15 protein-coding genes are annotated in these 13,442 nt (G+C 43.8%); 10 read left to right on the top strand and 5 right to left on the bottom strand.

Features of this window, described 5'->3' with window-relative positions:
- Window positions 1-54 precede the first annotated feature (54 nt).
- The 5 genes from AC6R05_RS05390 (at window position 55) to AC6R05_RS05370 (ending at window position 2,972) form a co-directional block, all read left to right on the top strand.
- On the top strand, window positions 55-459 hold the full coding sequence (locus AC6R05_RS05390) for an energy transducer TonB (RefSeq protein WP_500646784.1): 405 nt from the start codon (window positions 55-57) through the stop codon (window positions 457-459).
- On the top strand, window positions 449-961 hold the full coding sequence (locus AC6R05_RS05385) for a GNAT family N-acetyltransferase (RefSeq protein WP_500646783.1): 513 nt from the start codon (window positions 449-451) through the stop codon (window positions 959-961). The genes AC6R05_RS05390 and AC6R05_RS05385 overlap by 11 nt, the downstream gene beginning before the upstream one ends.
- Window positions 962-1,049: 88 nt before the next feature.
- Complete coding sequence (locus AC6R05_RS05380; RefSeq protein WP_152470423.1) at window positions 1,050-1,301, top strand: hypothetical protein; 252 nt, start codon at window positions 1,050-1,052, stop codon at window positions 1,299-1,301.
- Between the two features lie 10 nt (window positions 1,302-1,311).
- Complete coding sequence (locus tag AC6R05_RS05375) at window positions 1,312-1,773, top strand: GNAT family N-acetyltransferase (RefSeq protein ID WP_500646782.1); 462 nt, start codon at window positions 1,312-1,314, stop codon at window positions 1,771-1,773.
- Window positions 1,774-2,009: 236 nt separating this feature from the next.
- Window positions 2,010-2,972 carry a DUF2860 domain-containing protein gene (locus tag AC6R05_RS05370; protein ID WP_500646781.1) on the top strand — a complete coding sequence of 321 codons (963 nt, stop codon included), beginning with the start codon at window positions 2,010-2,012 and terminating at the stop codon, window positions 2,970-2,972.
- Window positions 2,973-3,010: 38 nt separating this feature from the next.
- Here AC6R05_RS05370 and AC6R05_RS05365 read toward each other — a convergent pair whose 3' ends face one another.
- The 5 genes from AC6R05_RS05365 to AC6R05_RS05345 are packed head-to-tail and all read right to left on the bottom strand — an operon-like array spanning window position 3,011 to window position 10,654.
- Window positions 3,011-4,306, bottom strand: a complete 1,296-nt coding sequence (locus AC6R05_RS05365) for a sensor histidine kinase (RefSeq protein WP_500646780.1) — start codon at window positions 4,304-4,306, stop codon at window positions 3,011-3,013.
- Window positions 4,303-4,989, bottom strand: coding sequence for a response regulator transcription factor (locus AC6R05_RS05360; protein ID WP_500646779.1), 687 nt, complete (start codon window positions 4,987-4,989; stop codon window positions 4,303-4,305). The genes AC6R05_RS05365 and AC6R05_RS05360 overlap by 4 nt, the downstream gene beginning before the upstream one ends.
- Complete coding sequence (locus AC6R05_RS05355; RefSeq protein WP_500646778.1) at window positions 4,979-8,134, bottom strand: efflux RND transporter permease subunit; 3,156 nt, start codon at window positions 8,132-8,134, stop codon at window positions 4,979-4,981. Before AC6R05_RS05355 ends, AC6R05_RS05360 begins: the two co-directional genes overlap by 11 nt.
- Window positions 8,127-9,284, bottom strand: a complete 1,158-nt coding sequence (locus AC6R05_RS05350) for an efflux RND transporter periplasmic adaptor subunit (RefSeq protein WP_500646777.1) — start codon at window positions 9,282-9,284, stop codon at window positions 8,127-8,129. The genes AC6R05_RS05355 and AC6R05_RS05350 overlap by 8 nt, the downstream gene beginning before the upstream one ends.
- Window positions 9,285-9,286: 2 nt before the next feature.
- Complete coding sequence (locus AC6R05_RS05345) at window positions 9,287-10,654, bottom strand: TolC family protein (RefSeq protein ID WP_500646776.1); 1,368 nt, start codon at window positions 10,652-10,654, stop codon at window positions 9,287-9,289.
- A 309-nt stretch (window positions 10,655-10,963) separates the two neighbouring features.
- On the opposite strand from AC6R05_RS05345, the gene AC6R05_RS05340 reads away from it, so the two are divergent.
- From AC6R05_RS05340 to AC6R05_RS05320, 5 genes are all read left to right on the top strand, one after another.
- Window positions 10,964-11,578, top strand: a complete 615-nt coding sequence (locus tag AC6R05_RS05340; protein WP_500646775.1) for a LysE family translocator — start codon at window positions 10,964-10,966, stop codon at window positions 11,576-11,578.
- Window positions 11,579-11,606: 28 nt separating this feature from the next.
- A complete protein-coding gene (locus AC6R05_RS05335) occupies window positions 11,607-11,789 on the top strand; it encodes a hypothetical protein (RefSeq protein WP_500646774.1) in 183 nt (60 codons plus the stop codon).
- A 59-nt stretch (window positions 11,790-11,848) separates the two neighbouring features.
- Window positions 11,849-12,205 carry a MerR family transcriptional regulator gene (locus AC6R05_RS05330; RefSeq protein WP_500646773.1) on the top strand — a complete coding sequence of 119 codons (357 nt, stop codon included), beginning with the start codon at window positions 11,849-11,851 and terminating at the stop codon, window positions 12,203-12,205.
- 59 nt (window positions 12,206-12,264) lie between these two features.
- Window positions 12,265-12,654 (top strand): carboxymuconolactone decarboxylase family protein, encoded by a 390-nt coding sequence (locus AC6R05_RS05325; RefSeq protein ID WP_500646772.1) that lies wholly within the window; start codon window positions 12,265-12,267, stop codon window positions 12,652-12,654.
- A 129-nt stretch (window positions 12,655-12,783) separates the two neighbouring features.
- Window positions 12,784-13,410, top strand: a complete 627-nt coding sequence (locus tag AC6R05_RS05320; protein WP_500646771.1) for a LysE family translocator — start codon at window positions 12,784-12,786, stop codon at window positions 13,408-13,410.
- Window positions 13,411-13,442: the final 32 nt, after the last annotated feature.

The following is a 13,442-nucleotide window of genomic DNA, read 5'->3' as shown; positions in this document are numbered from 1 at the left end:
ATAAAACCACTGCGTCAGTTGCTGAATTCTGGCGCTGTAAAATCTGAGGTGGATGTGAAATTTATATCACTGTTTATGGCGGTATTGTTGTCTGGCTGCGCTGGATTTATGGAAGGAGTCGACTTCACCGCTTATGAAGACCTTAAGGTGAGAGAGCGAACCAACCCTAGGTACCCTAAAGTTGCGGTCGAGAATGGGTTATCGGGCTATGTCGAGATGACATTTAACGTAACCAGCCAAGGGGATGTAACGAATGTAGTCGTTGTAAAATCTTTCCCTAAAGGGCTGTTCGAGGAAGTAGCCGTCCGAGCTCTAACCCAATGGAAATATGAGCCCTTCGAAAGTGTAGAATCAGTCCCTCAACAAATTCGTTTCGATTTTAAAGCTGGGTTGAGAAATAACATAGAGGCTAGAGTGCCTGCTTTGTTTAAACATAGACAAGGAAATCATGAAGTTTAAAGTTAGGAAGGCGCTATTAAGCGATGTCGATGCAATTGCGAATATACACGTCAGTTCATGGATAAACACTTACAGCGGATTGATGCCTCAAACTTATATCGAGAGTTATACAGTAGAGAAACGTAAGAAATTATGGTCAAACATAATTGAAAAGAGCTTAGCAGAGGTTATTGTCGCAGATGTTGATGACAGATTGACTGGTTTCTTATGCTGTGGGCAACCAAAGCCGTTAAAAGGGACTGATGTATTTGACCTTAGTTCTATCTATATTGAACCTGACAAAACCGGTTCTGGTATTGGGCAGGCGTTATACGACGAGTGCGAAGGGATACTCATTACGTTAGGGGCTAGAAAAGTGTCTGTATGGGCACTTGATGGCAACGAACGCGCAATAAACTTTTATATTAAGCAAGGCTTTGTACCTACAGGCAAAACCAATGACGAGTATGTAGGTGATGTTGCGCTGAAGGATATCGAATTAGCCAAAGAGCTCCCCCTATAGTAAAGCGTCATTACACCATAATTCGCGCTAACACTATCGAGAAAATGGAAGATCTTCATGCGCACTGTTACTAAAAAGGAAATTATCAATGCAGGTCATTATTAACGGACGAAAAATAGAAAACCCCTTCGCAATTGCATTGGTCATGCTGTTTGTGTTGTCAGCGATTGGTGGAGTCGTTGCGTTGTTTTTGTTTGTGTTTCTTCCGCTAATTGGTGTTTTTGTGTCTGGAGTCATCGGGTTGATATTAGTAGTCGCTGTGCCAATAATTCTATGGTTTATAGTGCCTGTACTGTTTCTATCAATGATCAACTGGGTGTTTGGCAAAATACTAAAGTAGGTGTAATTCAGTGATAGAACGATTGCCGAACACTGAGCCGTCTCTTGTAGCACTTTCGAATACAGTGTTTAGCGAATTACGAAATATCTATCGCCCAACGGTGCTGGCTCAACAGAACAAAATGGCGTCAACAGATGACTGGACCTATTTCGGCTATTACTCGGAACAGCGATTGGTTGCGGTCGTGAGCGTTATGCTCATCGGTGATACTCTCCATTTGAGTGCACTTGCCGTAGCATCCACTTCGCGCCGAAAAGGAGTTGCGAGACATCTGATCTCGGAAGTTCAGCAAATGTTCCCTCATGCTAATCAAGTATCGGTTTGGTGCGTTGAACAAACCGGTAACGTTAATGTTTTTGAGTCACTTGGCTTTAAAGTGGTCGAGAGAATAGAGTCCGACTATTTTGAATTGACGAATACGTCAGACGAAAAAGCCATAGAAGTACGACTTGAATGTAAACTTGTGAAGTAAAAGCAGCCCATCAATAATCGCTGGTTTTTCATATCACACCATTATTGATGACCCTGTAAATAATTCTATATCACCTTTTGAAAATAGGTTTGCGAGCATTACATATCTATGCCTATCGATGTTCGTTCAACCTTTTATTGTTACCTCCTTTATTCATCGAGCTTCCCTGTCGATTTCACCTCTGGTTTACCTATAGGTATGGAGAATGGTCTGAGTATTAAAAAGGAGATACATCAATGAATTATCGTATGTTATTGCCTCTCGGGCTGCTTTTGAGCACTAACGCCTTCGCTGAACTTGGCCGAGGTGGGTTGGAAGGGGAAGTGAGCCTACTGGTTGGTTACGGAAGTGAAACGGGCGACTCAGACAAGACGAGGAAAGGTAGTCTTAATAGCAAGGGTGAAACGGAGTCGAGTGCGGTGTTTGCGCCTTTAGGGCAATTAAGATACACATTTGGCCAAGAGAACGATCAGCAAGTTTTCCTTGGTACTTCTAGAGGAGATATCATTGAAGGTATTTTCGCATTGGAAGTGGGATATATGGTTGAATATGGCGAAGAATCCTCGGTTGCTTTCTCGTATCTACCTACGATTGCGAATGGAGAAGTTTGGGAAGACCCGTTCATTGCCAATTCCCCACGAAAGAAGACGGACATCTCAGGTGATACTTTCCGTATTCAGCTCGACGGGTTTCTAAATCTACCTCTGACTGGTGATTTTGCTTATTATCAGCAGGATATTAAGAACGAAAAGTCGGGTGAATTTTTAGCTGTTCCTACAAAAGAACTTAATCGAGACGCAAAAGGTTACTATGCGAGTTTCGGTATGGGCGTACCTCTTAGCAGTACCACTTTTATTGAGCCCTCGTTTTCTTATCAAAGACATTTAGCTGATGGTAAAGCTGTTTCCTTTTCGCGTTATTCTGGGTCGCTAACCTATCTTAAGAGATTTGGTGACCATGGTTTATCGCTGAATGGCGACTATTCCGTGACTTCATATGACGCGTCGAACCCTGTATTTGGAAAGACGCGAGAAGATAATGGCTATAGCTTTAACCTTGGTTATGAATACCAAGGCATTCCAGGTTGGGAAGATTGGGGCTTTAATGCTTTAGCTGGCTACTCAAATAATGATTCCAACATCTCGTTTTATGACACGAGCGGCTATTTTGTCGGTGTCGGTTTAAGCTATCATTTTTAACATGCGCTTTAAGGATTGGTTCGTACCAATCCTTAATTTTATTGGACATCTACTAGGGGCAAGTGTAACTTCGCGATGAAACGACCTTGTGACTCATCTGTCTCCAGCTGCCAGCCAAGTTTGGTGCATATTTTTCCATTTAGGTCTTGTCCAAGGCCAAAGCCGTCATCAAATTGGCTACCAATCTCTTGTGAATTATAGTTCTCAACGACAATACAGTTGTCCTCGTATCGAATGCTTATCTGCCCGATGTAGGTGTACTGAAAGGCATTCCGAACCAAATTTCCAATAACGATTTCAAAAGGGCCTTTAGGCAAGGGAACGGTTGGGGCATGCGCGTAATCTTGAGTAATAGAGACGTCGTCGGCGTTGATTAAGTACATCGAATTCTCTATCACGTTATCTAGCATAGATGGGATGGATACCTCTTTTACTGCCGGCGCCATGTTGCTCTTTCGAGCTAGCCATAGCATTGTCTCTACGATTTGCTGCATGTTTTTGCTAGCTCTATCAATTCGTTGGATCGATCTCATCGAGTTACTGGGTAAATCAACGCGTTCTAAGATCTCCATATTGGCTCGAACAATGGCAATGGGTGTCCGAAGTTCATGGCTGGCATGAGATAAGAAACGCTTTTCCCTTTCGGCGAGCCTTGCATTTCGTCGTAATGCCTTTTCGAGAAACAATGCGACACGATTGTATTCATCGAACTTGAAGTTGGGTACTGGGTTTGAAGTGAGATCGTTTGATACCTTGCCTGCCCAGTCGACCAGTTGTTCTGTTCTTTTGCCTATTTTGTAGCTGAAAAAAGAGAGTGCTGCCAGAATGATAAAAACGTAGGCAGAAGCTATGAGCAAGATAATGTTGAAGCGACTGTCGAACCAAACATCGATTGTATCGCTAATGAGTCGATAGTCGTATTTTACGACTGCATAGACTGCGCGGCCATTAGGCTTCTCAAATTTATAGATGCCAACCGTGATGTCATCTTCGATATTATTATCCAAGACTTCATCGACATCGATGACTTTGAACTCTTCATTTTCCATCTCTATGTTCTCAAAAACATTGAAGTCGTTGACGATCATTGGAGGTAAGTTGTCATAGTGGAACGACACCACATACGAACTTGGAAGAGGGAGTGTGTTGTCCTTTTCGTAAGCTTCGGAATAAGCTCGCCATTCGGTCAGCATTCTCATTTTCACCGAGTCCTCGATCCCGTATTCAAAGTAACGAATGAGAAGCTCACCAAATAGGAAAGCACTGATGATTGAAATCGTCAGGAAAAAATAGGTTAAATGTCTTCTTAAAGAGATCGCGCGTTTTGATTTCATACTTCGCTCTTAATGCGTATGCCTTGGCCGATTTTGGTTTCTATCATGTGGAACGAATAGGGTTTGTCGATCTTCTGTCTTAGTTGGTACAGCTGGACTTTTAGGTTGTTACTTTCTGGACTGTCGTCTGGCCATAGGTATTGCTCTATCTCTTCACGGGGTACGATATTGGGGCTACGGCGCATGAGAAGCTGTAACAGTTTTAGGTTCAGTCGGTTAAGCTCAAGATACTGTGATTCGCGAGTTACTTGTTGGGTCTGCAAGTCGTAGATGAGATCACCCACGACTAGCTTCTTGGATTGCGCACTTCTGCGTTTGGAAAGGGCCTTAATTCTCAAGGCGAGCTCTTTCATGGCAAAGGGTTTAACCAGATAGTCATCGGTACCGGAATGAAAGCCAGCTTCTTTATCTTCCAAGGTGTCTTTTGCCGTTAGCATCAGGATTGGCGTGTCTGAACCTTCTTCTCGGAGCTTTTGACATACGGTTAGGCCATCAATTTTAGGCAGCATTAGATCAAGCAGTATCACATCGTAATAGTTTTGATTCGCGAGCGTGTAACCACCTAATCCGTTGTAGGCATGGTCGCAGTGTATGTTCTCATACTGTAAATACTCAGCGACCGAGGCGGCTAGGTCTTTATCGTCTTCAACTAATAGAACACTAATCAAAGGTTCAGATTTCATGTTGTTGCGCCTCTTGGCCATTGTTAAATAGATAAATCATCAGTTTACTTCCGATTTGTTTCGCGTCTTCTTGGATCATGACTAGTGCAGGTACAAAAATAAGGGTTATGGCCGTCGCAAATAATATCCCGTAACCCATAGACGTTGCTGCGGGAATAAGGAACTGAGACTGAGGAGAGGTCTCAGAGAGCAGGGGAACCAAGCCAAAATAGGTTGTTGCAGATGTAAGTATGATAGCTCTTAGCCTGCCGGTTCCTGCTTCAATGATGGCTTGGCGACTATCAAAGTTTTCCGCTCGCATTGTATTGAAACGAGAAATTAGTAGCAGGCTGTCGTTAACCACAACTCCTGTCAGTGCGAGTATTCCAAACAGCGACAAAATACTCATTGGTATTCCTTGAATCAAATGTCCAAGCAGCGCGCCGATAATACCAAATGGAATGGTACACATGATCAAAACGGGCTGAAAGTATGACTTCAATGGGATGGCAAGCAGTGCATAGATCCCGATGAGAGCAATGGTGAACACGCTGTAAAAAGAGTTGGAAATCTCCTCCTGCTCTTTCTGCTGGCCTGAGATGACTATCTGAAGGTTGCGATAGTTGCTTTTCAGCTCTTTAAACACAGTGTTTTCAAGCCTCGAGAATACTTGATCAGGAGATGTTGTTTCTTTATCTACGTCAGCAGTGATCACATTCACTCGCTCGCCATCAATACGCTCAATATTTTTGGAAACATAATGGGTGGAGATATCTGCCACAGAAGTAAGAGGGACAACCTTACCATCGCTCAGTCGAATTTTTGCGTAGTTAAGGTCCGCGATGGATTTGCGCCTCTCTTCTGGGTATTGAATTTTAACTTTTACCTCATGTTCACCTTTTTGAAAGCTCTGTACTTCATATCCTTGATAAGCGAAATTTAACTGTTGAAGTAGGTTCGATGTGGTTAAACCAAGAGACTGCCCCAATGGGTTTACATTGATATCTATTTGAGTCTGCGCTTGTGAAAGTGTTCCTTTAATACCAAATACGCCATCTATGTTGCTCAGATAGTTGGTGAGAGTGCGTCCTGCTTGCTCTATTGTCTCTTTATCTTTGCTGCGTAATTCAATGCTTATTGCTTTGTCTGTAATCATATCCGCTGCGAAGATCGCGCTCTCGATCCCTTCGAGCGTTGGAACTAAGGATTGCCATTCTTTAGCAACATAAGCTGCTGAAAAGGGTCTTTCATCGTTGCTAGAAAGCCCGATGATAAGCTGCGTACTTTGCTCCGATACATCGGTGAGTACACTTTGGATAGGGGGTGTCAACAATTCAAATTCTTCCGTTAATTGTTGGCTTAGTTGATTAGCGATCGATTCGACTCTAGCGGTTTCTGATAGCACTAGGCCGAAGCCGGCATCTTCCTGAAAAGCCAGATCAATCGTAATGTTGTCGGTTGATATTTCGGGGAAAAATACGGTTTTTAGTTTGCCTGTTACCAAGGTGCCTGCAATCAGAACAAATAGGGAAAGGAAAACGCACACCACGGCATATCGATAATCTAAGACCTTTTTCAAACAAGGTTTGTAGATATGAAAAGTGAAATATTTCAGCATTGAAAGCACTCGTTGCTGAAGCTTATTCCACAACAAAGGTAGTCCGGATTTAGCTCGTGAATCCATACGTAAATGTGCTAAGTGGGCTGGCAGTATTAGCTTTGACTCTACTAATGAGAAGAAGAGACAGAATGCCGCAGCAAGAGCAAATTGTGCGAATATCTTACCGAGTTCTCCCTCAATCAGGCTCATCGACATAAATGCCACCATTGTTGTTAACACACCAAACGTTGTGGGTGTGGCGACTTTTTGTGCGCCAGCAATTGTCGATTGTAAGCTTGCGCCATGTTTCTCTCTATGTTCGTAGATACTTTCGCCAATGACTACTGCATCATCGACCACGATACCAAGTGCCATAATAAAACCGAAGGTGGTGAGTTCATTAAGTGTGAGTCCCCAAAAGGAATCTCCCATTAGCACCATGGCTCCGCCAAAGGTAACAGGTAAGCCAATTCCAACCCAAAATGCGACGCGAATGTTGAGAAATAGAGCAAGTAGCAGAATCACTAAAAAGATGCCTTGTAAGCTGTTATCAAGCAGTAGCGATAGGCGACTTTTGATCGGCTCACTTTGATCGTTCCAAAGGGTGATTTGTATATCGGGGGGCATTGTGACTTGGTAGGTATTCGTTATATCACGTACGGTACGTGCAACATCATTGATGTTTGACTTGCCATACATTTTAACCGTCAAACCTGTAGAAGCGTGGCCTTCATAGTATGTTCGCGCACTATTATCTGCATACTGTTCTTTCACTTCTGCTATGTCTGATAACAGCAATACACGACCATTGGTCATGTGCTTGATTGGCAGGTCTGCGTATTGGTGTGCGCTGTATTTTTGCTGCTCCGCTTTTAAAATGAGTGTGCCTTGATTGCTTTTGAGCTGGCCTCCGGTTTGGTTTAGCGACTCCGCAGCAATCTGATTGGCGACTGTTTCTAAGGTTAATTGGTGTTGGATTAATTTACCTTCATCAACTTCGACGACGATTTCTTCGTCTCTTCTACCTATGTAGTCGACTTTCTGTATTTTGGGTGAAGCCAGAAGCTTCAACCTTAGGTCATCGGTGTAGTTTTGGATCACACCTTGGTCAATATCGCCATACAGGTTGATTGAAATAACATCTTCAAGCTCGAGTTGGCGGGTAATTACCGGTTTTTTCGCTGTAGAAGGGAGGTCACTGATTGAATCAACCTTTGTTTTAACGTCTTGATAGAGAGCATCCAGTGTGTAATTACTCAATTTTGTTATGGTGACGGTTACGTCATCACCCGTCGAGGTGCTCGATAGGCTCTTGATGCCTTCTACGCCTTGCAGGGCGTTTTCGATTTTCAGAGCGACCCCTTCTTCTGCCGAGCTGGCAGAGCCACTGTCATAACTTACACTAACGGTGATAGATGTTGGTGGAATGCTCGGGAAACTCTCGATTCTAGCGTGGTAAACGGCAAAGGCACCGGCGACAAGGATTAAAACCATTAATAGGTTGGCAGCGACGGGGTTACAAACAAACCATGCGATCACGCCTTTCGCTTGAGTATTATTATTCATTGCTTGGCTCCGGCAGGTGTGCTAGTGACGCGACTTTCATTCCGTCTACAAACTGAGATAGAGGCTTTAAAACCAGCGCTATGTCTGTTTCCATTGCACCTTTTTCTATACCAATGCTGTCGGTTGAACTGAAAATAAGATTGGGTTGAAAGTGCTTAAGTTTGCCATTTTTGACATACCAGAGCGCACCGTCTGCGGTGAGTGACGATGGCGAAATTACAAAGCTGTTTTGATACGGTTTCCCTTTGATTTCGACGGCAACAAAGCTGCCGAAAAGCAGAGCGGGGGATTGTGTTAGCGGAGACTTAACCCTAAGTGTCAGTGTTCTCATTCTTGTTATCGGATCGACAAGCTCTGACAGTTGCATTGCTTGAGCCGACCAAGTATGAGCATGGCTGCCTTGAGATCGCATCAGAACCTCGGTTGATTCCAGCTCAGAAGGTAGTTGAGTCCATTCGTTCTCTGATAAGGAAACTTGGATTTCCGCAAACTCCGTTGATTGTATCCGGCCTAGCGTTGAACCGGTCGAAATATAGCTTCCTTTTGTTATCGCCGCCTCGCTGACCACTGCATCAAATGGCGTGATGACTTGGGTTCGCGCTAAGTTAACTCTGGCTTCTTCGACGGCTTCTTTTGCTGCGATGTGATTTGCTCTCGCGATCTCAAGTTGAGGTTCGCGTAACACAAGAGGGTTCGGTTCTTGGTTGATACCAGATTTCTTCCACTCTTTTAGAGCGCGGCTCTGTTTTCTTTGCTCTTGAAGCAGCGCGAGGTGCGCTTCAGCGAGCACCTTCTTGGCGTTCGCAAGTGCAACTCGATATGTTGTGTCTTCGATCTTTAGTAATACATCCCCTTGTTTCACAAGGTGTCCAACTTTAAAGCTTGGAGATTTCCAGGTCACTTCGCCAGAGACCTGTCCGAATAACGACAGCTGTTCGTCAGAGGTGACATTGCCAAAGGTTCTTATGGTGGGAGTGTGAGTGCCGGCAGTGAGGGTGACTGTGGTGACTTTCACCTCATTTTCTATCTGTTGAACGAGTGTATCGTTAAAGTCGTCAGGCTGTGACCCCATCACGTAGTAAACGCTTAAAGGCAATGAGAGAACGCCACAAAGGGAGATCCAGAGGGTACTTTTCTTTGCCAATTTCATCTTTACACTCCCATACCAAGTGCCAGACCCAACGAGACTCTATTCGAGAAACGAGCTTGTTGAGCTTGCAAAAGCTGGATGGTTGACTGATAGACAGATTGCTTAGCAACCAGTAACGCAATGATGTCACTGGCCCCTTCTTGGTATAGGTTTTCGTAATTTTTCATACTGGAATTCGAATATTCTTTGGCATCTTTATAGTGCTGCTCTTGGAGTGTTAAGTAGTACTCTTTATCGAGTGCGGTACTTACCTCATTGAGCGCAGAGACAAGCTTTTTTTCGTAATTGATGAAGGACTCTTGTGCCTTTAGTGCTGTGACTTTGGCGTTAGTTTCGATTGAATTTTGATTGAAAATGGGAGCTGTAATCCCTCCCATTAAGTTCCATAGAGACGGGTTCTGGCTCATCGCGTTGGGGGATGTTCCCGAGCGATACAACGAAGCGCTTAAGGTGATTTTGGGCAACAGTTCCTTGTAGGCTATCGATGTATCTGCATCTGCGGCCAATAAGCTCTGATAAGCAGCCAGTAAATCTGGTCTAGAGCCCACCATCTCACCCGGTAATTTCAATATGGGTGTCGGGACGCTTGGTAAAGAATGGGCTGAAATTTGATGGTCTTTACTGATATTACCTCGCAGTGCGTTTAGGTCTCGGATCGCGGCAAGCTGTTGCTGCTGTCGAGAGACTAACCCTGCTTTCACTCTTTCAGTCGCTGCTCTTGCTATATCAAGGTCTGCGTGTTCTTTAGAGCCGTCGAGCACTTGAGATGTAATCACCTCTTCGGTATCTAAAAGGCTTACTATCCATTGTTTTTCAACATTAATGATTTCGGCTCGGTATTGAATATCAAGCCAGGCCTGAATCACTCTTGCTGCAAGAGAGTTCCTAGCATAAAGATAATCTAGCTGCGCGCTCTGTGCTCTTGATGATGCTGCGCTAGACTTGTCGGCAAGCCTACCCCAAACGTCCAATTCCCAGCTTAAATCCAAGGAGAGTTTATGGTTGTTACTGATTTTCGGGCTTTTGTCACGAGATGCTTGGTAGCTGGTGGACAGACTAGGTTGAAGGTAATTACTGCTTTGTGAAGCGAGTAAGTCAGCCTGCTGCAGTCGCAAGGCTGTTTGTTTTAGGTCGTAGTTGCTCTCTAACGTCTCGAACACAAGTGCTGATAACTCATCATTATTCACTAGCTCTAAAAGCTGAGTTGAAAAGTTGGAGTTAACATAGGGTTGGGCATTGTCCCATTGAGCGGGAATAAGAGGGTTTAGGTTGCTCTCAGAGTGGTTCGGTGGGTTAAACGAAGAACAGCCTGACATGAAAGCCAGACTGCAAAGTGTCGCCAATCCAAGAGGGCTCATTTTTATTAACATCGTATCTAACTCCGGTATCAATGGGGTAGATATAACGTGTGAGAAGTAAATTGGAGGTGAAATTGAACTACTTGTGCGGTTAAGTTGTTAATCAATCGACTTTTTTCGGCCAATTTTCGTTCAAGTTCTACGACCATAAAGGTCAAGGTCTCATTCTATTTAATCATTATTTGATTTTATAAATTTGAAGAAACCAACAAATACGAACAATGGCTAATGCGTGTCTTATAAAACTTGTTACTCTTTGTTTTTGATTGAATTGTTTTAAGCGATCGCTTTAACAGGCGTGAAGGTCATTAAGGAAAAGTAGTGGAAATCTGGAAGTTACTATTTTTTATCCCTGCGTGTTTTGCTCTGAATATGACGCCTGGCCCGAATAATTTGCTGTCGATGAATAATGCGCGTTGTTACGGCTTTAAGTCTGCCTTTATGGCTGGTCTTGGTCGAATTGCGGCGTTCGCAGTTATGATTGGGTTGGCTGCTTCAGGGTTAGCTGTGGTCTTGTATGCATCGCAAACGCTATTTCTCACCATCAAAATTGTAGGGGCTGCATACCTGCTATGGATAGCTTTTAATCTCTGGCGCTCTGAAGCAAGCCCTATATCAGAGATCGATACTGTTCAGAGCCGTTTAGGCTTAGCTAAACAAGAGTTTTTACTGGCCGCCGGTAACCCGAAAGCGATTCTCATCTTTACTGCATTTCTTCCTCAGTTTGTCGATGTTTCGGCTAATGTAAACGAGCAGTTTTTGATTCTTGGGCTTACATTCTTAATCTTGGAATTAGGCGCAATATCTCTTTACGCCATATTCGGTATTTACCTGAGACAATGGTTCACCAAGCCGCAAATGGCCAAACGATTTAACAAGGCATGCGCTTCCTTTTTGGCGCTGTCGGGGGCAAACCTATTAATCAGTCGTCAATAATTTATCCGTTACTCACAAGGAGTTTGAAATGAAAAAGACATTTAAGAATGTAAGTCCTGAATCAGGCGAAATCACGGTTCAATTGGAGCAAGCTAAACTGAGCTTTCATGTAGAGTCTGGCGCAGAATTCACGTTGGAATCAAACGAAGGAGCTGATGTGGTGTTTTCTTCGGCTAGTTCAGATGTAAACCTCGTCATTGAACCCGTGTGATTTACGTTTAACCTGTGTGATTTACGTTCAAAGAGTTAAGCCTGCTAGGAAGATGTACGATGAATATTAAAGAGTTTTCTAACTTAGTGGGTTTGTCTGCTCATACGTTGCGGTACTACGAAAAAATCGGTTTGCTGAAAAATGTTCAGCGCACCTCTAGCGGACACCGTGCTTATACATCGAAGGATCAAAAGTGGATCGAGTTTGTGGTGCGTTTAAAAGAGACCGCTATGCCACTTGAAGAGATTCTGGAATACGCGAGTTTGAGAGAACAAGGGGCGAGTACGTTACTGCAGCGCCAAGCCTTGCTGGAGAAACATCAACAGAACCTCAAAGCTCATATTGAGCAACAACAGTCACACCTTATTGCGCTAGAAAACAAAATCGACCTTTATAAAAACAACAAAGTTAGTTGACTTAGAGTGAACTCTAACTTGTAAGCTTTTCTCTTATTTGAACCAATAGGAGAACAACCATGGAAGCATCACGTTTTGATAAAGGTCTAGACCTACTGACCAAGATTGATGGAGAAGCGGGGCGGAATGTTATCGAAAGCTTACAAGATATTTGCCCTGACTTAGCCAAATACACGATTGAGTATCCATTTGGTGATATATACGCACGTGAAGGACTTGATCTGAAATCCCGCGAAATCGCGACAGTTGCTGCATTAACAGCCTTGGGCAATTGCACACCTCAGTTAAAAGTACATTTGAATGCGGCACTCAATGTAGGGTGTAGTGACGAAGAGATCAAAGAGGTGATCCTTCAGATGTCGGTGTACGCCGGTTTCCCAGCTGCGTTGAATGGTATGTTTGCGTTTAAAGAGGTTCTAACCGAACGTTCTGAATATCAATTGAGTTGATGCTTAACACATGGTATTTACATAAGTGTTGGGCGTGTTGTTTCAGACCTGATGATTTAGGTTAGGGAACTCAATTGCTTTATTTTTATACAGAATTGAACGAATAAGAACATAAAACAAGGAGGTGATATGTTTCCGTTAGAGGTACTCATTACCTATACGCTGGCTTGTCTGCTGCTGGTGATCTCGCCGGGGCCGGACAATCTACTCGCTATTGGGAGAGGGTTAAGCCAAGGCCGGCTTGCCGCCATTGTGTCTGGGTTCTCGTCGGGTGCTGGGATTTTGTTTCACGTCGTAGCGGCTACGTTCGGCTTAACATTGCTTATTCAAACCTCTGAAGTGGCCTTCTATGTGGTGAAGCTGGCGGGTGCTGCTTACCTTATCTGGCTCGGCGTAAAAGTGCTTCGTTCACGTAATCTGTTCTCGTTAGAGCCAGCTAAAAAACAATCTCTGAAGGTAATATTTTCAACCGGATTTCTTTCTGCTGGGCTGAATCCAAAACCGGGTATGTTCGTGTTAGCTTTCGTCCCTCAATTTGTTAACCCAAGCTTGGGTTCTGTGACAATACAAATGATTGGTTATGGTGTGTGGTTTGCTTTGCTAACGGCAATTGGCTTTAGCTTGATGGGAGTGTTCTCGTCTCAGTTGTCTGAATGGTTCAGAAACAAACCTAAGTTGGTGTCGGGGCTTAATATTGGCGCAGGCGTGACCTTTGTATCATCAGGGCTGGCTGTGGCTTTCATGAAGCAGCGATAAGTTCTGTTGCAGTAAGTACAGCAAATGAAATG

It is taken from the genome of Vibrio sp. R11-SG3-ISO9 (genome assembly GCF_059834255.1).
Note: the sequence above shows the minus strand (reverse complement) of the source record. Positions and strands in the feature narration are given on the sequence as shown.